The 18,592-nt window shown below is 73.3% G+C and carries 17 protein-coding genes; 8 read left to right on the forward strand and 9 right to left on the reverse strand.

Annotated features, from left to right (window positions below; translation table 11 throughout):
- Window positions 1–125: 125 nt before the first annotated feature.
- On the reverse strand, window positions 126–1,073 hold the full coding sequence (locus AB0I68_RS21710; RefSeq protein WP_363178971.1) for a 2-hydroxyacid dehydrogenase: 948 nt from the start codon (window positions 1,071–1,073) through the stop codon (window positions 126–128).
- A 79-nt stretch (window positions 1,074–1,152) separates the two neighbouring features.
- On the opposite strand from AB0I68_RS21710, the gene AB0I68_RS21715 reads away from it, so the two are divergent.
- The 3 genes from AB0I68_RS21715 (at window position 1,153) to AB0I68_RS21725 (ending at window position 3,756) form a co-directional block, all read left to right on the forward strand.
- Window positions 1,153–2,160 (forward strand): aldo/keto reductase, encoded by a 1,008-nt coding sequence (locus AB0I68_RS21715; RefSeq protein WP_363178972.1) that lies wholly within the window; start codon window positions 1,153–1,155, stop codon window positions 2,158–2,160.
- A 150-nt stretch (window positions 2,161–2,310) separates the two neighbouring features.
- A complete protein-coding gene (locus tag AB0I68_RS21720; RefSeq protein WP_363178973.1) occupies window positions 2,311–3,537 on the forward strand; it encodes a PQQ-dependent sugar dehydrogenase in 1,227 nt (408 codons plus the stop codon).
- Window positions 3,538–3,588: 51 nt separating this feature from the next.
- Window positions 3,589–3,756: a DUF6191 domain-containing protein gene (locus AB0I68_RS21725; protein ID WP_363179062.1), complete on the forward strand. Its 168-nt coding sequence runs from the start codon at window positions 3,589–3,591 to the stop codon at window positions 3,754–3,756.
- Here AB0I68_RS21725 and AB0I68_RS21730 read toward each other — a convergent pair.
- The 6 genes from AB0I68_RS21730 to AB0I68_RS21755 all read right to left on the reverse strand — a co-directional run bounded on the left by AB0I68_RS21730 (window position 3,722) and on the right by AB0I68_RS21755 (window position 11,347).
- Window positions 3,722–6,775 carry an AAA family ATPase gene (locus AB0I68_RS21730; RefSeq protein WP_363178974.1) on the reverse strand — a complete coding sequence of 1,018 codons (3,054 nt, stop codon included), beginning with the start codon at window positions 6,773–6,775 and terminating at the stop codon, window positions 3,722–3,724. The two genes, AB0I68_RS21725 and AB0I68_RS21730, sit on opposite strands and share 35 nt — an antisense overlap.
- 80 nt (window positions 6,776–6,855) lie before the next feature.
- A complete protein-coding gene (locus AB0I68_RS21735) occupies window positions 6,856–7,053 on the reverse strand; it encodes a hypothetical protein (RefSeq protein ID WP_363178975.1) in 198 nt (65 codons plus the stop codon).
- Window positions 7,054–7,211: 158 nt separating this feature from the next.
- Window positions 7,212–7,805 carry a hypothetical protein gene (locus AB0I68_RS21740; protein WP_363178976.1) on the reverse strand — a complete coding sequence of 198 codons (594 nt, stop codon included), beginning with the start codon at window positions 7,803–7,805 and terminating at the stop codon, window positions 7,212–7,214.
- Between the two features lie 103 nt (window positions 7,806–7,908).
- Complete coding sequence (locus tag AB0I68_RS21745) at window positions 7,909–8,463, reverse strand: GNAT family protein (protein WP_363178977.1); 555 nt, start codon at window positions 8,461–8,463, stop codon at window positions 7,909–7,911.
- 39 nt (window positions 8,464–8,502) lie between these two features.
- On the reverse strand, window positions 8,503–10,752 hold the full coding sequence (locus AB0I68_RS21750) for an MMPL family transporter (protein ID WP_363178978.1): 2,250 nt from the start codon (window positions 10,750–10,752) through the stop codon (window positions 8,503–8,505).
- Window positions 10,753–10,957: 205 nt separating this feature from the next.
- Window positions 10,958–11,347: a signal peptidase I gene (locus AB0I68_RS21755; RefSeq protein WP_363178979.1), complete on the reverse strand. Its 390-nt coding sequence runs from the start codon at window positions 11,345–11,347 to the stop codon at window positions 10,958–10,960.
- Window positions 11,348–11,407: 60 nt separating this feature from the next.
- On the opposite strand from AB0I68_RS21755, the gene AB0I68_RS21760 reads away from it, so the two are divergent.
- Window positions 11,408–12,205, forward strand: a complete 798-nt coding sequence (locus AB0I68_RS21760) for a GNAT family N-acetyltransferase (protein ID WP_363179063.1) — start codon at window positions 11,408–11,410, stop codon at window positions 12,203–12,205.
- A gap of 173 nt (window positions 12,206–12,378) precedes the next feature.
- A complete protein-coding gene (locus AB0I68_RS21765; protein WP_363178980.1) occupies window positions 12,379–12,879 on the forward strand; it encodes a DinB family protein in 501 nt (166 codons plus the stop codon).
- A gap of 203 nt (window positions 12,880–13,082) precedes the next feature.
- Here the strand turns inward: AB0I68_RS21765 and AB0I68_RS21770 are convergent, their stop codons facing one another.
- On the reverse strand, window positions 13,083–13,241 hold the full coding sequence (locus tag AB0I68_RS21770; protein WP_363178981.1) for a hypothetical protein: 159 nt from the start codon (window positions 13,239–13,241) through the stop codon (window positions 13,083–13,085).
- 256 nt (window positions 13,242–13,497) lie between these two features.
- Between AB0I68_RS21770 and AB0I68_RS21775 the strand changes: the two genes are divergently transcribed.
- From AB0I68_RS21775 to AB0I68_RS21785, 3 genes are all read left to right on the forward strand, one after another.
- Window positions 13,498–15,525 carry a penicillin acylase family protein gene (locus AB0I68_RS21775; RefSeq protein ID WP_363179064.1) on the forward strand — a complete coding sequence of 676 codons (2,028 nt, stop codon included), beginning with the start codon at window positions 13,498–13,500 and terminating at the stop codon, window positions 15,523–15,525.
- Complete coding sequence (locus AB0I68_RS21780; protein ID WP_363178982.1) at window positions 15,522–16,124, forward strand: GNAT family N-acetyltransferase; 603 nt, start codon at window positions 15,522–15,524, stop codon at window positions 16,122–16,124. Before AB0I68_RS21775 ends, AB0I68_RS21780 begins: the two co-directional genes overlap by 4 nt.
- Before the next feature lie 163 nt (window positions 16,125–16,287).
- Complete coding sequence (locus AB0I68_RS21785) at window positions 16,288–18,135, forward strand: serine/threonine-protein kinase (RefSeq protein WP_363178983.1); 1,848 nt, start codon at window positions 16,288–16,290, stop codon at window positions 18,133–18,135.
- Window positions 18,136–18,254: 119 nt separating this feature from the next.
- On the opposite strand, the gene AB0I68_RS21790 is transcribed toward AB0I68_RS21785, so the two are convergent.
- On the reverse strand, window positions 18,255–18,578 hold the full coding sequence (locus AB0I68_RS21790) for a hypothetical protein (RefSeq protein WP_363178984.1): 324 nt from the start codon (window positions 18,576–18,578) through the stop codon (window positions 18,255–18,257).
- Window positions 18,579–18,592: the final 14 nt, after the last annotated feature.

The following is an 18,592-nucleotide window of genomic DNA, read 5'->3' on the forward strand; positions in this document are numbered from 1 at the left end:
CCCTCGGTCCGGACGATACACCACTTTCGTTACTCAGGGACATAGATGCCCTACTCTCCGTTACTGCGCGGGGAGTTGTGCCCACTGTGCGCGTCCGGACGGATGCGGAGCGTGCGCACAGCGCGTCACTCGGTGATCAGGACCGTGTTCTCGACGGGCTCCCCGGCGGCGAACCGGTGGAGCTGGCGGGCCACCAGCCGCTTGGCCCGCGGCTCGAACGCCGTGCTGCTGCCGCCGATGTGAGGCGTGATCAGGACATTCGGAGCATGCCAGAGGGGATGGCCGGCGGGCAGCGGTTCCGGGTCGGTGACGTCGAGTGCCGCGCGCAGCCGGCCCGACTCCAGCTCCGCCAGCAGCGCGGCGGTGTCGGCGACGGGGCCGCGCGCCACGTTCACCAGCAGGGCGCCGTCCTTCATCCGGGCGAGGAAGGCCTCGTCGGCCAGGCCCCGCGTCGTGTCGGTCAGCGGCGTGGAGAGGATCACCACGTCGGCCTGCGGGAGGAGCCGGGGCAGATCGGCGTGCGCGTGCACCGGCCCGCGCGTGGTGGTGCGCGCCGAGCGTGCGACCCGTGCGACCCGCGCGCACTCGAAGGGCGCGAGCCGGTCCTCGATGGCTGCGCCGATCGATCCGTAGCCGACGATGAGTACGGACTTGTCGGCGAGGGCGTCGTAGAAGCCGGAGCGCCACTCCTCACGGTCCTGGCCGCGCACCATACCGGGGATGCCGCGCAGCGAGGCGAGGGTGAGGGTGAGCGCCAGCTCGGCGGTGCTCGCCTCGTGGACCCCGCGCGCGTTGCACAGCCGTACGCCGGGGCGCAGTCGGTCGAGGCCGTCCAGGACGTGGTCGATGCCCGCGGTCAGCGTCTGCACGACCTCGAGGTCCGGCATGCCGGCCAGCGGGCGCAGGGTGACTTCGGAGGACTTCATGTACGGGGTGACGTAGAAGACACAGGCGGCCGGATCGGCCGGGAAGGTGTCCTCGCCGTCCCAGCGGCGGTAGCGGAAGGTGTCGGGGAGGCCCTCGATCTCCTCGGCGGGGAACGGAAGCCAGACGTCCGCTGTCTTTGCAGTCATGATCACGAGGCTATGCCAAGGCCAAAGGATCCTGATCAAGCCGTTAGTTTGATTGCGGGACCGGGAGGGGGACGCACGGGTGGAGCGCAGGTCGATCGGGGCGGGGGCGCTGGCGGTGGGCGCCGTCGGGCTCGGGTGCATGCCGATGAGCTGGGCGTACGCGCCCTCGCGGCGCAGCGGCGAGGAGTCCCTGGCCACGGTGCACGCCGCGCTGGACCTGGGGGCGAACCTGCTGGACACCGCCGACATGTACGGGCCGTTCACCAATGAGCTGCTGCTGGGGCGGGTGCTGCGGGAGCGGCGGGCGGAGGCGTTCGTGTCCGCGAAGGTGGGGCTGCGGGCGGGCGAGCAGCACGTGGTGGCGGACGGGCGGCCCGGATACATGCGGCGGGCCTGCGACGCCTCGCTGCGGCGGCTGCGGACGGACGTCATAGACCTCTACCAGCTGCACCGGGTGGATCCGGACGTCCCGGTCGAGGAGACCTGGGGGGCGATGGCTGAGCTGGTGGGTGCCGGGAAGGTGCGGGCGCTCGGGTTCTGTGCGCTGGGCGCGGGTGCCGGGCCGGGGGCGGGGCGGCGCGGGGACCGGGCGTACCGGGTGACCTTGGGACACCTGGAGCGGGTACAGCAGGTGTTCCCGGTGAGCGCGGTGCAGGCGGAGCTGTCGGTGTGGTCCCCGGAGGCGGCGCGGCAGCTGCTGCCCTGGTGTGCGGCGCGCGGGGTGGGGTTCCTGGCGGCGATGCCGCTGGGCAGCGGGTTCCTGACGGGGACGCTCAGGCCGGGCGAGGGCTTCGAGTGGGAGGACGTGCGGGCCCGGCATCCGCGGTTCACGGCGGAGTCGATGGCGGCGAACCAGGTGCTGGTGGCGGGGCTGCGGCGGGTGGCCCGGCGGCACGGGCCGCACGTGACGGCGGCGCAGGTGGCGCTGGCGTGGGTGCTGGCGCAGGGGCCGCAGGTGGTGCCGGTGCCGGGGGCCGACCGGGCGCACTGGGCGGCGGAGAACGCGGGGGCGGCGGACGTCCGGCTCACGGCCGGGGACCTGGCCGAGATCGCGGCACTGCCGGCCGCGGTGGGAGCCTGGGACTGAGCCCGGCCCGAGCCATGGCCCGAGCCATGGCCCGAGCCCGATGCCCGGACAACCACTCGATCGGGTGTACGAGTGGTGGAACTTCGGGAACTGCCGCAGCTGTTGAGACAGATGAAGGGGACGATCGCAGGACCGGAGGGGAGCAGGACGATGCGATACGGACAGGCACACAAGCTGTACGAGGGCCCGCGCACCCGGACCCGTGGAGTGCTGGCGGCATTCGCCCTGGCCGGATGCGGGGCTCTGCTCGCGGCGGGCTGCGCACCGGCGGGCGCCCCCGGAGCCAAGCCGGGCACCTCACCACCCCGCGCGGCACCCACCGCATCGGCGGCCGGCCCCTCGGGCTCCCCGACCGGCGACGCGGGGGCCGCCGCGCCGCCGGCCAAGGGCTCCGTGACCGTGACGGGCGAGCTCGCCAAGGACCTGGAGTCGCCGTGGGGGGTGGCCCCGCTGCCCGACGGGGACCTGCTGGTCGCCTCGCGGGACAAGGGGACGATCAGCAGGGTCGCGGCGGCCACGGGCAAGGTGACGCCGATCGGCAAGGTGCCCGGGGTGGCCCCGGGCGGGGAGGGCGGGCTGCTGGGGCTCGCGCTGTCGCCCTCGTTCGCCTCGGACCGCATGGTGTACGCGTACTTCACGACGGAGTCCGACAACCGCATCGCCCGGATGCGCTACGACGAGCACAGAGACGCCGGACAGCAACTGGGCGCGCCGGACACGGTGTTGCGGGGCATCCCCAAGGGCCTGGTCCACAACGGCGGCCGGATCGCCTTCGGCCCGGACAAGATGCTCTATGCGGGGACGGGCGAGACGGGCGACACCGCGCTCGCGCAGGACAGGAAGTCGCTCGGCGGCAAGATCCTGCGGATGACCCCGGACGGGCAGCCGGTGCACGGGAATCCGGAGGCAGACTCCGTCGTGTACTCCTACGGGCACCGCAATGTGCAGGGCCTGGCCTGGGACAAGGACAAACGGCTGTGGGCGGCCGAGTTCGGCCAGAACACCTGGGACGAGCTGAATCTGATCGAACCCGGCGCGAACTACGGCTGGCCGGAGGCCGAGGGGAAGGCGGGCAAGCCCGGCCTGCGTGATCCGGTGGCCGTGTGGAAGACCGACGAGGCCTCGCCGAGCGGGATCGCCTGGGCTCAGGGCTCGGTGTGGATGGCCGGGCTGAAGGGCGAGCGGCTGTGGCGGATCCCGCTGGCGGGGGCGACTCCCGTGGCCGAGCCGGAGGCCTTCCTGACCGGGAAGTACGGGCGGCTGCGCACGGTGATCGCCCTCGGCGGGGACAGACTGCTGCTGGTCACGAGCGAGACGGACGGGCGCGGATCGCCGGAAGCGGGCGACGACAGGATCCTGACCCTGACAGTGCGGTAACCGATGTGGCCCCGGTGGGGGGCGGAAGGCACGGTGGGCGCGGTGTTCGACATGTTCGAGGAGCTGTTCGATCCGGGGCGCAAGCACACGAACGAGGAGAAGAAGCGGCTGGAGCTGTCCCGGACCGACGTGAACGACGGCGACCCGGGACGAGGTCCGATAGACCTCGACTCCGGCAAGGTGCTCATACGCCCGGCCGGGCGGCCCCCGCAGGAGTGAGGGGCGCGAACAGCCGCAGCCGGTGGGCGAGGGCGGCCGCTTCGCCTCGGCCGGCGACGCCCAGCTTGGCCAGGATGTTCGAGACGTGCACGCTGGCCGTCTTCGGGGAGATGAAGAGCTCCTCGGCGATCTGGCGGTTGCTGTTGCCCGCCGCGACCAGACGCAGTACGTCCCGCTCGCGGCTGGTCAGGCCCAGGGCCTCGACGGGGTCGGTGTCCGGTGCGGGCAGGGCCGGGGGTGCGCCGGCCTCGGTGAGCGGGAGCCGGGCGCGCTGGGCGAGCAGCGCCAGGTCCTCGCGGAGCCTGCGTGAGCCGAGCCGGTCCGCGGTGGCGTAGGCCTCGCGGAGCAGGGCGGCGGCGGGCTCGCGGTCACCACCGGAGGCCAGCAGGGCCTCGGCGAGCCGGTGGCGGGCGCGGGCCAGCAGGAACGGGCGCTCCAGCGGGCGGATGGCCTGCTCGACGGCGGCCCAGTCGGCGGCGGTGTCCCGGTCCTCGGCCCGCAGCAGCTCGGCGCGGAAGAACTCCGCGTGGGCGACCCACACGGGCACCGGGGTGGCCAGGGCGCGGGCGGCGCCGCGGAGCACGTCCAGGGCGGCTGCGCGGCCGGCGTCGGCGACCGGGAGTCCCCGGGCGTCCGCCTCGGCGGAGGCGGCGGCGAGCAGCAGCGGCCAGGCGTACCGGTGCTGGCCGAGCGGGAAGCCGCAGGCGACCGCCTCGGTGATCTCCGCACGGACGTCGGCTATCCGGCCCTCCCCCGCGGCCACGCCGACCGCGAGGCGGTACAGCGGTATGCGGTGCTGGGGCTGGCTGTCGTGGGTGCCGAAGTGGGCGTGGGCGGAGGCGAGTCGGCCGGTTGCCTCGGTCATTTCGCCGCGGGCCAGGGCCAGGTAGGACAGCCGTGCGGAGGCGGAGCCGCGCGGGGCCGCGCTCTGGCCGACGCGCAGGGCGCGCTGGGCGGCTTCTGCGGCCTCGTCCCAGCGGCCGAGGTTGTACAGGCTCTCCGCCATGTTCCCGCTGATCCAGGCCTCGGTGTCCAGCAGCCGTGACGGCTTGACGAGTTCGACCCCTTGTTCGGCCAGTTCCACGGCTTCGCGGGACCGGCCCATGCTTTCCAGCTGAGAGGTGAGGTTGATATGTGCACGTCCCGCCAGCATGACGAGCCCGAGTTCGGCGGCCCGCTCCCGGACCGCGAGCATCTCGGCGAGGCCGCGCTCGGCGTCGCCGGAGTCGGTGAGCAGGCAGCCCACCGTGATCCGGGCGTTGAGCTCGATGTCCTCGGCCCCGAGCATGCGGGCGTAGGACACGGCGCGTTCCGCGGCGTCGAGGTTGCCGGGGCCGGGGTTGTGGAGCATGCCCCAGCCCGCGGCCCGGACCAGGACCTCGGCGTGCACCTGGGACGGGGGAAGCCCCTTGACGAGCTCCTGGGCCTTGGCGAGCTCCTCCCAGCCGTCGCCGCGGGCCAGGCTGGAGACGAGCCGGGAGCGCTCGGTCCAGAACCAGGCGGCCCGCAGCGGGTCCTGGTCCTCCTCCAGCAGCCGGAGCGCGGTCTTGGTGATCTTCAGGGCGCGTTCGCGCTCACCTCCGAAGCGGGCGGCGACGGTCGCCTCGGCCAGCAGGTCGAGCCGCTGCAGCGGGGTGGTGGCCGGATCGCAGCCGCACGGGGGGTACACCTCGGTGTAATCCACCGGGCGCAGCGCCTCACGGATCTCCTCCGGCGCGCTCTCCCACAGGTCCAACGCCCGTTCCAGCAGGCTCAGCTGCTCGGAGTAGGCGTGCCGGCGGCGGGCGGCGACCGAGGCGGCGAGGACGGCGGGCAGCGCCTTGGCCGCGTCGTTGGCGTAGTACCAGTAGCTGGCCAGCCGGATGACCCGCTCCTCGGCGCGGATCAGCGAGCCGTCGGCCTCCATGGCCTCGGCGTAGCGGCGGTTGACGCGAGCGCGCTCGCCCGGCAGCAGGTCGTCGCTGACGGCCTCGCGGACCAGCGAGTGGCGGAAGCGGTAGCCGTCCCCGTCGGAGGTGGCGAGGAGGATGTTGGCGCCGACGGCGGCGCGCAGGGCCTCGATCAGCTCGTCCTCCGTCAGCCCGGCGACGGCACGCAGGAGGGGGTACTCCACGGTGGAGCCGCCCTCGGCGACGATGCGCACCACGCGCTGGGCGGCGTCCGGCAGCACCTCGACACGGACGAGCAACAGGTCGCGCAGGGACTCGGTGAGTCCGGCGCGGCAGCCGCTCTCCTTGCAGGCGACGAGTTCCTCGACGAAGAAGGCGTTGCCGTCGGAGCGGTCGAACACGGAGTCCACGAAGGCCTCGTCGGGCTGCGAGGCGAGGATGCCGGCGAGCTGGCGGCGCACCTCGGCCCGGTTGAAGCGGGGCAGTTCGATGCGCTGGACGGTGCGGAGCCGGTCCAGTTCGGCGAGCAGCGGGCGCAGCGGGTGGCGGCGGTGGACGTCGTCCGCCCGGTAGGTGGCGACGACGACGAGCCGGCCGCTGCCGAGGGTGCGGAAGAGATAGGAGAGCAGGTGCCGGGTGGAGGTGTCCGCCCAGTGCAGGTCCTCCAGGACGAGGACGACGGTGCGGTCGGCGGCGAGCCGCTCCAGCATCCGGGCCGTCAGCTCGAAGAGCCGGGCGGTGCTCTCCTCGTCGTGCGGGCCGCGGGGGGTGTCGCCGAGTTCGGGAAGGATCCGGGCGAGTTCGTCCTCCTGGCCTGCGGCCGCGGCCGCCAACTCCCCCGGGAGTTGCCGGTGCAGGGTCCGCAGAGCAGTCGAAAACGGGGCGAAGGGAAGCCCCTCCGCCCCGATCTCCACACAGCCTCCGACGGCCACCACCGCACCGCGGCGGGCCGCCTCGCAGAGGAACTCCTCGGTGAGGCGGGTCTTTCCGACCCCGGCCTCGCCTCCGATGAGCATCGCCTGCGGCTCCTGGCCCGCGGCGCGCGCCAGTGCGTCGGTGAGTACGGCCAGTTCGTCGGCTCGGCCGACGAACACCGGGCTGACAGATCTGGTCTCCACGTCGCCGAGCATCGCACAGGATCCGGGGCCGACGGCACTCGTTATCGGTGCGCTTCTCATCACGTGTCAGTCCACGCGGTTCGGGGCGCGGGTTACGCGGCCCGGGTGAAGCGGCTGCGCTGTCCCCTCACCGACCCTTCGGGTTCCTGGCTGCGCCAGGACGCGCGGCTCGCCTTCTTGGCCTGCTGGACCCGGCGGTACTCGTCGGCCTCGCGGATGAGGTCGGCGCGGCGGGCGATGGCGATCTCGTACTCGAACATCTCGTACTCCCTGGTTGCTTTCTCGGGCACCTCGTTCGGTGTGATCCAAGATTCGCGTCCCAGAGGGTGCCGGCGCATCGGGCGCATGCCGCATCTGTACGGGGCAGGGGTCCTTAGGCCGGAGCCGGGGGCCCCTGAGCCGGACCGGGAGTGCCTAGGAGGGGGTCCTAGGCAGGCGACGGGATGTCCTAGGCGGCCTTCGGGAGGGGAGCCAGGATGTCGAAGTACATGAGGCCGAAGAGCAGTACGCCCAGGGCGCCGAGCGCGACGGCGGCCCAGGAGACGGCCCGGACCCAGGTCGGGAGGGTGCGGCCGGGGGCGCCGAAGGCGGGGCGGGCCAGCACGAAGACCGCGAGGAGGAGCGCGAGGGTGGACAGGACGCCGTTGACGAGGGCGGTCATGTGCCAGGCGTCGCCGTACAGGGCCTGGATCTTCGCCTCGGTGGTGGAGGCGTTGACCGACTCGATCTGGCCCACGAGGGTCTGGCGCTCGGCTATGACGCGCGAGACCCAGCTCCCGCTGAGGGCGACGAGCCCGAGCCCGGCCGCGACGACGGCGGAGGCCGCGGCGCCGACGCCGTCGGACTGCTTCTCGGTGTCGTCGAGCTCGTCGTGGAGGGCGTCCTCGAGCTCCTCGTCGGAGAGGTCGGACTCGGGGGCCTCGGCGGCCTCCGCGGCGGGGGCGTCCTTGAGCTCGGCCTTGGCCTCGGCGGCCTCCGCGGCCTGGGGCTCGGCGGTGTCCGCCTCGGGAGCGGTCGGGTCGGCGGTCTTCGTGGTGTCCATGCGGGGCACCGTAGGCGGCTTGTCTGAGAGGTTTCTGAGAATGCTCCGGCGCCGTCGGGCCGGGCCGGCCGCAAGCCCCGGACCGGGGCTGCGGCGGGTGGTGTCAGGCAGTGGGAGCCGGCGGCCACTCGTGGGCGAGGACCGCCCAGATCTCGGTGTTCTGGCGGACGCCGCGGTACGGGTAGCTCTCACGCAGGACGCCCTCGCGGGTCATGCCGAGGCGCTCCGCGACGGCGAGGCTCTTCTTGTTGTCGGAGGAGGCGTGCCACTCGGCACGGTGCATGCCGCGTTCGTGGAAGGCCCAGTCGATCAGGACGCGGCAGGCCTTGGTCACCAGGCCCCGGCCCGCCGCTGCCGGCTCCAGCCAGCAGCCGACCTCGCAGTTGCCCGACTCGGCGTCGAAGATCCGGAAGAGGACCCCGCCGACGAGGGTGCCGCCGACGCGGATGCCGTAGATCCGCCCGCCGTCGGCGGCCGTCTTCTGCGCGTACGTGGAGAGGAAACCGCGCGCCGAGCCGAGGTCGGTGACGAAGTCGGCCAGGACGATGTGCTCGCCTATGAACTCCCGGCCGCGGTCCATGTGCGCCAGGAACTCCTCGGCGTGCCAGACCTCCAGCGGAAACAGCTGGGCGTCGTCGGCGAGGTCTATCGAGAACATGCGGCTTCTTCCTTGGGTCTCAAACGGCGGGTTGCCGGATCACCGGGATGCTGCGGCGGGCTCGGCGCCGTCCTCGCTCGTGGCGGAGTCCGTACCGGGTCGCTGCGCGGGAAGTGTCGCACGCGAGCGGCGTTCCGGAGGCTCGATGCTGATCTTGGGCAGCCGGCGGTCCAGCCAGGCGGGCAGCCACCAGTTGGCGCCGCCGAGCATGTGCATCAGCGCCGGGACGAGCAGGGTGCGCAGCACGAAGGCGTCGAGTGCGACGGCCGCGGCGAGCGCGATGCCGAACATCGCGATGATCCGGTCGCCGCTGAGCACGAAGGCCAGGAAGACGGAGATCATGATGACCGCCGCCGAGTTGATCACCCGGCTGGTCTCGGCGAGGCCGACGCGGACGGCCCGCCGGTTGTCACCCGTCTCCAGCCACTCCTCGTACATCCGGCTGACCAGGAACACCTGGTAGTCCATGGACAGCCCGAAGAGGACCGACACCATGATCACCGGCAGGAAGGGCTCGATCGGGCCGGCGCTGCCCAGACCGAGCAGCTCACTGCCCCAGCCCCACTGGAAGATCGCGACGACGACGCCGAAGGAGGAGGCGACGGCCGCGACGTTCATGGCGGCCGCCTTGAGCGGAATGCCGATGGACCGGAAGGCCAGCAGCAGGAGGACGCAGCCGAGGGTGATCACCACCCCGACGAAGAGCGGCAGTTTCCCGACGATGACATCGGCGAAGTCGTCGTAGCCCGCGGTCACACCGCCGACGTGCACGTCCATGGTGTTGCCGTGCCCGGCGCTCGGGATGACGTTCTCGCGCAGCGTCGTGACCAGCTCGCTCGTGGCCCGGGACTGCGGGGCGGAGTCCGGTACGACGGTCAGGACGGCGGTGTCCCCGCTCCGGTTGAAGACGGCCGGTCCGGTGGCGGCGACGCCCTCGGTCGTACGGAGCGCCTCGGCCAGGTGCTCGACGGCGAGCCGGTCCCCGGCGCCGTCGAGGCGGGAGACGACGGTGAGCGGGCCGTTCATACCGGGCCCGAAACCGTCGGCGAGCAGGTCGTAGGCCTGCCGGGTGGTGGAGGTCGCCGGGTTGTTGCCCTGGTCGGAGGTGCCCAGGTGGAGCGAGAAGGTGGGCAGCGCCAGCACCACCATGACCAGCGCCGCGACGGCGGCGAGCAGCTTGGGGTGCCGCTCCACGAAGGCCGACCAGCGGGCGGCGAACCCGGTGGGCGTCTCGGGCCGCGGGCCCTCGGCAGCGAGCCTGCGGCGCTCGCGGCGCGAGAGGGCGCGCATGCCGATGTACGAGAGGAGGGCGGGCAGCAGCGTGACCGAGGCGGCGACGGTCAGCACCACCGTCAAAGACGCGGCTATCGCGACGCCGTTGAGGAAGTTCAGCCGCAGCACCAGCATGCCGAGCAGCGCGATGCAGACGGTGGCCCCGGCGAAGACGACGGCCCGGCCGGTGGTGGCGACGGCCCGCTCGGCCGCCTCCTCGACCGGCAGGCCGCGCATGAGCCCCTTGCGGTGCCGGGTCACGATGAACAGCGCGTAGTCGATGCCCACACCGAGCCCGACGAGGGTGCCGAGCATCGGAGCGAAGTCGGCGACCGGCATGGCGTGCCCGAGGAGGGTGATGCCGAAATACGCGGTGCCCACGCTGACCAGGGCGGTCGCGATGGGCAGCAGGCTCGCGGCGAGCGAGCCGAAGGCGAGGAAGAGGACCAGGGCCGCGACGGCCACGCCGATGACCTCGGCGACGTGCGCGGTGGGCGCCTCGGTGAGGGCGATCGCCCGGCCGCCGAGCTCGACCTGCAGGCCGTCCGCCTCGGTGGTGGCGTTCTTCGCGGCGTCGACGACGGCCTTGGCCTGCGCCTTGGGTACGGCGTCGGCCTGCCGGTCGAAGGTCACCACGGCATAGGCGGTGCGCCCGTCGGGACTGATCTGCGCGGCGCTCTCCGGTCCGGCGCCGTAGGGGCCGGCGACCGAACCGACACCGGGGAGCCCGGCGATGGCGTCGAGGGCCTTGGCCATGCGCTGCTCGACGCCGGGAGTACGGGCCGTCTGATGCTCCGGGGCCCGCCACACGATGGTGTCGGTGTCACCGCCCTGGCCGTGGAAGCCCGCCCGGAGGAGGGCGTGGGCGCGGCTCGACTCCGTGCCGGGGACCTCGTAGTCGTTGGAGAACGCCGATCCGGCGGTCCCTGCGGCCGCGGCGGTGCCGCCGAGCGCGAGCAGCCACAGGAGAACGGCTACCAGTCGGTGCCGCAGGCACCATCGTGCGATCGCTGCCAACGGACGTGCTCCCTGGTGGTTCGGATCTTTACCGGGAGCTGCCCGACGCAAAGAACGCTAGAACTCGTGAAGGCGGCCGACGGCTCGGGGGATCGCCCCGGGGATCGACCAAGAAGGTATGCACCGTCACGATCTCAGCGTTTCGTGATCGTTGGCCCCTTTCGTGTGCATCGTCACAGGGGCGCGGAGCGGTGCGGGACCAAGGTCATCCGCTCGGCGGGCCGTCCGCCCCGTCGACCTGGTAGCCCGGGACGGAGGGCCACCTGACGGTGAGGACCACCGCGTCCTCCTCCGCGTACCAGGAGTGGTCGACACCTCGGCCCCAGACGACGTAGTCCCCCTGCTCGGCGAGGACCACGGTCCGGCCGGGGAACTCCAGCCGGAAGCGCCCGCTGATCAGCACCTGCAGCGCGGTGCGCTCCTCGCCCCGCACCCACTGGGCCCGCTCGTCGCCCTTCGGGTGGACCCCCCACTTGATCTCCACGTCCTTGCTGTGGCGCGGGTCGGCGGGGTCCTTGAAGTGGCCGAGGAGCCAGCCGCGGTCGGTTGCGGCATCCGGGGCGGCCTTGCCGGTGTAGATGGAGTCGTCGTTCACGGGGCGAGGCTAATGCAGTTGTGCGGGCGCGCCGACGGCTGGTGAGCTGGGGCGATGACGATGGATCTCAACGCACTGCTGAAGATACGGGCCGAGTTCGACCGGGAGATGCGCCAGGGCGCCCCGCCGGACGCCGCGGAGGCCTGGGTGGAGCGGGCGGGGGCGGTCGTACGGCAGACCGTGCCCGGGCCCGGGTGGAACGGCGTGCTCTGGTCGGACCTCGACGCGGAGACGGCGGACGCGGAGATCGCGGCGCAGGTGGCGTACTTCGCGGGGCGCGGGGCCGGCGACTTCGAGTGGAAGCTGTACGACTACGACCGGCCGGCGGATCTCGGGGACCGGCTGCGCGCGGCGGGCTTCGTCCCGGAGCCGGCCGAGACCCTGCTGGTGGGGCGGGTCGACGAGCTCGCCGCACTGCCGGTGGAACCGCCGGAGGGGATCACCTTGCGTGCGGTGACGGACGAGGCGGGCGTCGACCTGATGATGGACGTCCGCGCGAAGGCCTTCGGAACGGAGCGCCCCCGGATCCGGCACCTGCTGCTCACCCTGCTGAGGGACGAGCCGGAGACCCTCGCAGCGGTGGTGGCGATGGCCGGGGACACTCCGGTGAGCGCGGCCCGCATGGAGATGCGCCCGGGCTCCTCCTTCGCGGGCCTCTGCGGCGGCGGCACCCTCCCGGAGTGGCGAGGCCGGGGCATCTACCGCCTCCTGGTCGCCCACCGGGCCCGCATCGCGGCGGAACGCGGCATCCGCTACCTCCAGGTGGACGCGTCGGACGACAGCCGCCCGATCCTGCAACGCCTGGGCTTCACGGCCCTGGGCACGACGGTGCCGTACATCTGGAACGGGACCGCATAGCGGGTCGGCGCGGGGGCTCCGGAGGGGCGGGGCTCCAGGAGGGGCAGGGGCTCCGGAGGGGCGGGGCTCCAGGAGGGGCAGGGCTCCGCCGCGCCCTCCCGCCCACACGCCCACCGGCCTTCCGTCCCCCGGCGGCCTTCCGTCCCCCGGCGGCTTCGGGGCAAGATCACCCCATGGAACGCATTGGACCGCCGCTGACCGGCGACGAACGCGAAACCCTGCGCGCATACCTCGACTACCACCGGGCCACCCTCGCCTGGAAGTGCGAGGGGCTCACCGACGAGGAGCTGCGGCGCCCCTCGATGCCGCCGTCCACCCTCTCCCTGCTGGGCCTGGTCCGGCACATGGGCGAAGTCGAGCGGCACTGGTTCCGCCGCACTCTGAACGGAGAGGAACTCCCCCACCTCTGGTCCGACACCCACGACTTCCAGGCCGCCTACGACGCCTCCGGCTCTACCCGCGAGGAGGCGTTCGCCGCCTGGGAGGCGGAGGTCGCGCACGCGCGCCGCATCGAGGAGGCCGCCGAGTCCCTCGACGTGACGGCGTACGTGAGCGGCTGGAAGGAGGAGGCCTCGCTGCGCCTCGTCATGCTCCACCTGATCCACGAGTACGCCCGCCACAACGGCCACGCCGACTTCCTGCGCGAGGCCATCGACGGCGTCACCGGAGCCTGACACCCCGACGGGACGGAGCCCTGGAGGTACGTCCAAGGCTCCGTCCGGCCGAAGCAGCGGGTGAACCGCCGGGCCCGCCGGGCCCGCCCGGGCCACCAGGCCCATCAGGCGGCCCGCCGGCAGCCCAGGCCGTTCACCCGCTGCTTCGGCAGGGCCGGTTCCTTGCGCAGGTACGCGGTCAGGGCCCGTGTCGCCGCCGTGCCTCAGGCCAGCCGGACGAACTCCGGGAGCTGCGCCTTCACCTGCTCCACCAGCGCCGAGCCCGAGCCCCCACCCCCACCCCCACCCCGCGCGACCTGCCGGATCTCGCGCCGGTCCGGGTCCAGCCGTACCGGAAGGTCGACGTCCGACGCGTGCCGCATCTCCAGCCGGATCGTCGCCGGGGTCTGCGGGCAGGCGTCCGGCAGGGAGTCGACCGCCGACGCCTCCCCCCGTGCCGCGCCGCCCCTCCCCTTCGAGCCCCTACACTTAGGGCAGCCTAACCTAATGAATCGGGGGAAGAGTGTGAGCCTTGTGACCAACGACGACACCGCCGACGCGGACCCCACGAGCCCGGACCCCACGAGCCCGGACCCCACCGGCACCAATGCCTTCGAGCTCTACCGGGACGACTGGGGCATCCCCCATCTCCGCGCCCCCGACGCCGGCCGTCTCGCCTACGCCCAGGGCCGTACCACCGCCCTCGACCGCGCCTGGCAGCTGGAGGTGGAGCGCCACCGCGCCCAGGGCTCCAGCGCCGCCTTCCTCGGCCCGGAATCCGTCCCCTGGGACCGGTTCGCCCGCCAGTCCCGGCTCGCCGACACCGCCCGCCGCTGCCACGAGGCGCTCGACCCGGACACCGCCGCCTGGGTCCGGGCGTACGTGGACGGCGTCAACGACGGGCTGGCCCGGGGCGCTGCCCGCGACGAGCGGTTCGCGCGCACCGGCCATGTCCCGACCCCCTGGGAGCCGTGGGTTCCGCTCGCCATCTGGATCGCCACGCACATCCTCTTCGCCGGGTTCGCCACCAAGCTGTGGCGCGAGCGCGTGGCTCGCGCCCTCGGCGACGAGGCCGCCACGCTCTTCGCCACCGACGGCCCCGGCACCGCCGGAAGCAACGGCTGGCTGGTCCCCGGCGACCGGACCGGCAGCGGGTCGGCGATCATCGCGGGCGACCCGCACCGGTTCATCGAGGACCCGGGCGTGTACCAGCAGATACGGCTCTCCTGCCCCGAGTACGACGTCCTCGGCCTGGCCGTCCCCGGCATACCCGGCCTCGGCCACTTCGGGCACACCGGCAGCGCCGCCTGGGCGATCACGAACGCCATGGCCGACTACCAGGACCTGTACGTCGAGCAGCTCCGCCCGGCCGGAGGCGGGGCCGAGGACGGCGGCTTCGAGGCCCTCGGCCCCGACGGCACCTGGGAGCCCGTCCACCGGCACACCGAGACCCTCACCGTCGCCGGGGCCGACCCGGTCGAGGTCGAGGTGCTGGAGACCGCCCGCGGCCCGGTGATCACGCACGGCGGAACGGCGGACCAGACCCTCTCGCTCCGCTACCCGCCCCGTGTCCGTCGCGACCTCGGCTTCGCCGTCCTCCCGGCCCTGCTGCGCGCCCGTACCGTCGCCGACATCGACCGCGCCTTCGACGGCTGGGCCGAGCCCGTCAACGTCGTCCACGCCGCCGACTCCGAGGGCGGCCTGCTGCACCGCGTCGCCGGCGCGGTCCCGCTGCGCCACCCGGCCAACCGGCTGCGCCCGGTGCCCGCCTGGGATCCGCAGTACGCCTGGCAGGGCTGGGCCGAGACCCCCTCCGAGCCCGTGCAGGGCTTCGCCGTCATGGCCAACGCGCGCGGGATCGCCTCGCCGCTCGGCGTGGAGTTCGCGCCCCCGCACCGCGCCGACCGCATCCGCGCGCTGCTCTCCGGCTCGGCGGACTGGTCCCCGAAGGCGATGGCCGGCGTACACCGGGACACCCACCTGGCCTCGGCCGCGCCGCTGCTGGCCCTGCTGCCCGGGCTGGACGGCCTGTCCCCCGGGGCGCAGGCACTGCGCACCCGACTGCTCGCCTGGGACCGGCACATGGCCGCCGAGAGTACGGACGCCACCGTGTTCTCGGCGTTCCGGGCCAGGGCCGTGCGCCGTTTCGCCGCCGATCCCGCCCTCGCGGACCTGGCGGGCGCGCCGACCGGCCCCGAGGTGTTCCACCCGTGGCTGTACCTGGTCCCGCGCGTCGGCTACGCCCTGGAGGGACTGCTGACCACCGCGCTCCTCCCCGCCCTCGACCGGGCGGCCCACGTACGCGCCGCCCTGGAGGAGACCGCCGCGGCGGACACCCCCGATACGCCGTGGTCGCAGGTGCACCGCCTCGCGCCCTGGTCGGCGCTTCCCGACCCGGATGCGCAGTGGCCCGGCCTCGGCGGGGACCACGACTGCGTGAACGCCACCTCCACCGTCCCCGGTTTCACCGATCTCACCGCCCGCGCATCGGCGGCCCGCTACGTCTGGGACCTGGGCCGCCGCGAGGACAGCCTCTGGGCGGTCCCGCTCGGCGCGGACGGCGTCACCGGCTCAGCCCACCACCGCGACCAGCTCCCGCTCTGGGCGCAGTGCGAACTCGTCCCCGTCGTCACCGGCTGGACCCTCCTCACCAAGGAATCCGTATGACCAGCAGTGCCGCTTCCCCCCGGCAGCCCGTCCACTCCCAGCGCGTCGAGGGCGTCGGCACGGTCACGCTCACGCCCCTCGACCCGGCCGCCGACGCGGCTCTGATCCACTCCTGGGTCACCGAGGAGCGGGCCCGATTCTGGGGCATGGGCGAGGCCAGCCGCGAGCTCGTGCAGGAGATCTACGAGGACGTCGACCGCCGCACGACCCACCACGCGTTCCTCGCGCGCCGCGACGGCGAACCGGTCGCGCTGTTCCAGACGTACGACTGCGCCGAGGACCGGGTCGGCGAGTGCTACGAGGTCCAGCCGGGCGACACGGGCGTGCACATGCTGCTCGGCCCGGCGCAGGGTGCGGCCGAACGCGGCTTCACCGCCGGTCTGATCGGGGCCTTCCTCGCGTACGTCTTCTCGGACGGAACCACCCGCCGGGTGGTCGCGGAGCCGGACGCCCGCAACGAGAAGGCCGTCGCGCGCCTGGTGCGGAGCGGCTTCGTCCTCGGCCCGGAGGTCGAGCTCCCGGAGATCGACCTGCCCGAGGTCCACCTGCCGGCGAAGCAGGCCCGCCTCGCCTTCCTCAGCCCCCCGGAAGCCCGCTGACCGGCGCCTTCCACCGCGCACCGCCGCGGGGAGCGGCCCCGGCACCTCCCCGCGGCGGCCTTCGCCCCGGTCACCACCCGAACGGGATCCCTGTTGGCATTGACCGGGCGAGCCCCGGGGCTGGAAGCTGATCCCCACTCAACTCACTGGCAGTGGGGGATAATTGACCAGCCAGAATCTGCACATCGGGCCGGACGCGGCGGCCGACCGGTACCGATTGCTCCGGTCGATCGGGCGCGGCGGAGAGGCCGTGCTCTATCTCGCGGAGATCCAGCTGGCCGGCGGGGCCGAGCCGGTGGTCGTGAAAGTGCTCGACTCCAAGACGACCATCACGCCCGACGTCTTCGACCGGATCAGCCAGAAGTGGAACGAGCAGGCGGAGTTACTGCGGTTCGTGCACCGGCCGGGCGTGGTGGGCGTACGGGAGCACTTCGAAGGACCGCCGATCCACCGGGCCGGGGAGTCCTCGACGCTGACCGGCCGGGCGCTCGTCCTCGTGATGAACCATGTCGACGGGCTCGACCTGCGGGACTGGCGGGCCGAGCGGACGCTGGCCACCGCCGCCGAGCGGCGCGAGGTGATGCGGACGCTGGAGCAGCTCGCCGATGTACTGGACTGGCTGCACTCGGGGAAGGCCACCCCGTCCGGCCGCCAGGTGATCCACGGTGACCTGTCGCCCGGCAATGTGATGGTGGACGCCCATGGGCAGGCCACGCTGGTGGACTTCGGGCTGAGCAAACTGACCGCCGACCACCAGACGGCGGAGGTGTGGTTCACGCCCGGGTACGCGGCTCCGGAGGTCTTCGACGGCAAGCGCACGCCCGGCACGGACCGGTACGCCTTCGGGGCGATCGCCTACTTCCTGCTGAGCGGGCAGTCCCCGCCGGCCACCCCGGAGCAGCTGGCCCGGGCGCTGGCCGGGCTCCCGCAGATCGCCGCGCTGGACGCCGAGCAGCGGGCGCGGCTCACCGCGATCTACGCGGCCGAGCCCGGGGAGCGGCCGGCGAGCCTGGCCGCCTGGATGAAGGACGTCCGCCACGCGGTGGTGTCCACGACGACGTCCACCTCCCAGCACCTTCCGGCACCGGCCCAGGCCCGGACCCCGGGGCAGGACGCGGCTCCGCCGAAGCCGGCGGCCCCGCCGGCCGTACCGCCTCCACCGGTCGCTGCGCCCGTGACGCCCGTGACGCCGCCCGTGACGCCGCCTCAGCAGGAACCGGCCGTGCCGCCGCAGTACACACCGACGTACGCCCCGGCCTACGACCCGGCGCCGGGGCCTGTGCCTGTGTCGGCGACGGCTCCGGAACCGGCTCCGGAACCGGCCCCGGAACCCGGTCCGCCGCGCAGGCGGAAGCGGACCGGGCTGGTCCTGGGTTCCGTGGCCGCCGTCCTGATCGTCACCGCCGCCGCGCTGGCCGGCGTACGGCTCCTCAAGGACGACGGCAAGGGGACGGACCGGGCCGACAAGAACGCGGCGCCCGCCGCGAGCTCGTCCGGCCAGTCCGCGCAGCCGTCGCCGACCCCTCCGGGCACACCGTCCGCGTCCGCCTCGCGTACCGCCGCCGACCAGGACACCGGTGAGAGTGCGAGCCCTTCGAACAGCCCCGGCACCGGCGCGGCCAGCAACGAGGTGTCCCTGACGTCGCTGACCCCCATCAACGGCATGGGCGGCTGGGAGATCCTTCCCGCGAAGCTCCGCGCCGTCGAGTACGGCGACACGCTCCTGTCCAACCCCAGCTGCAATACCGAGGTGTACACGGAGTACGACCTCAACCTGGCATGGACCTGGCTCGAGTTCACGGCCGGCATCAACGACGGCTCCCAGTACGAGGCGGGCCGGCTCACCATCACCGTCGACGACAAGCCGGCGCTCTTCACCGAGCGCCTCGAACTGGGCAAGCCCCTCACGAAGAAGATCAACGTCCAGGGCGCCCTGCGGCTTCGGATCAAGGGGGACAAGGCCTGCAACACCGGCACGCTCGTCATGGCCAATCCCCGCCTCACCCGCTGAGGCGTTCTCGCCTCTGCGGCGGCCCCGAGACGGCCGCCTCGGGGGAACAGGGTCGCCGCCTCCTCCGGCCCGGGACGGCGGCGGCGGCCCCTCGGCGCGCGCCGACCGCCTGGCGTTCCTCAGGACGGCTCCTCCTGGATGGCGGCTGCCACGACGGACCTCAGGGACTCGAATTCCGGCGGCAGCCGGTCGAGGAGCCAGCGTTCCACCGTGCGGTCCGGATCCGCCAGTACGAGGTTGCCGACGGCAGCCCGGGCGTCGAACGCGCGACAGGTCAGGCTGCCCGACGAGCAGACGAACCCCCGGTAGCCCAGCCCCGGCAGCTCGGGCGGTGTGACCGGCCCGGGGGTGAGCCCGTCCACCAGGGACCACATTTCCTCGGCGGCCTCCCCGTCCAGCGCCCAGCGCGGATTCGGCCGGCCGCTGAAGATGTCCAGTTCCACGATCACGGGAGTCC

Origin of the sequence: Streptomyces sp. NPDC050448 (assembly GCF_040655295.1) — a bacterium.
Taxonomy (GTDB): Bacteria; Actinomycetota; Actinomycetes; order Streptomycetales; family Streptomycetaceae; genus Streptomyces.

Coding starts and splice junctions, on each gene's coding strand:
- AB0I68_RS21745 (WP_363178977.1), bottom strand. CDS start 8,463: ATGTTCTCGATAGACCTCGCCGACGACGCCCAGCTGTTTCCGCTGGAG.
- AB0I68_RS21765 (WP_363178980.1), top strand. CDS start 12,379: ATGGAACGCATTGGACCGCCGCTGACCGGCGACGAACGCGAAACCCTG.
- AB0I68_RS21740 (WP_363178976.1), bottom strand. CDS start 7,805: ATGGACACCACGAAGACCGCCGACCCGACCGCTCCCGAGGCGGACACC.
- AB0I68_RS21725 (WP_363179062.1), top strand. CDS start 3,589: ATGTTCGAGGAGCTGTTCGATCCGGGGCGCAAGCACACGAACGAGGAG.
- AB0I68_RS21780 (WP_363178982.1), top strand. CDS start 15,522: ATGACCAGCAGTGCCGCTTCCCCCCGGCAGCCCGTCCACTCCCAGCGC.
- AB0I68_RS21720 (WP_363178973.1), top strand. CDS start 2,311: ATGCGATACGGACAGGCACACAAGCTGTACGAGGGCCCGCGCACCCGG.
- AB0I68_RS21710 (WP_363178971.1), bottom strand. CDS start 1,073: ATGACTGCAAAGACAGCGGACGTCTGGCTTCCGTTCCCCGCCGAGGAG.
- AB0I68_RS21730 (WP_363178974.1), bottom strand. CDS start 6,775: ATGCTCGGCGACGTGGAGACCAGATCTGTCAGCCCGGTGTTCGTCGGC.
- AB0I68_RS21760 (WP_363179063.1), top strand. CDS start 11,408: ATGGATCTCAACGCACTGCTGAAGATACGGGCCGAGTTCGACCGGGAG.
- AB0I68_RS21770 (WP_363178981.1), bottom strand. CDS start 13,241: ATGCGGCACGCGTCGGACGTCGACCTTCCGGTACGGCTGGACCCGGAC.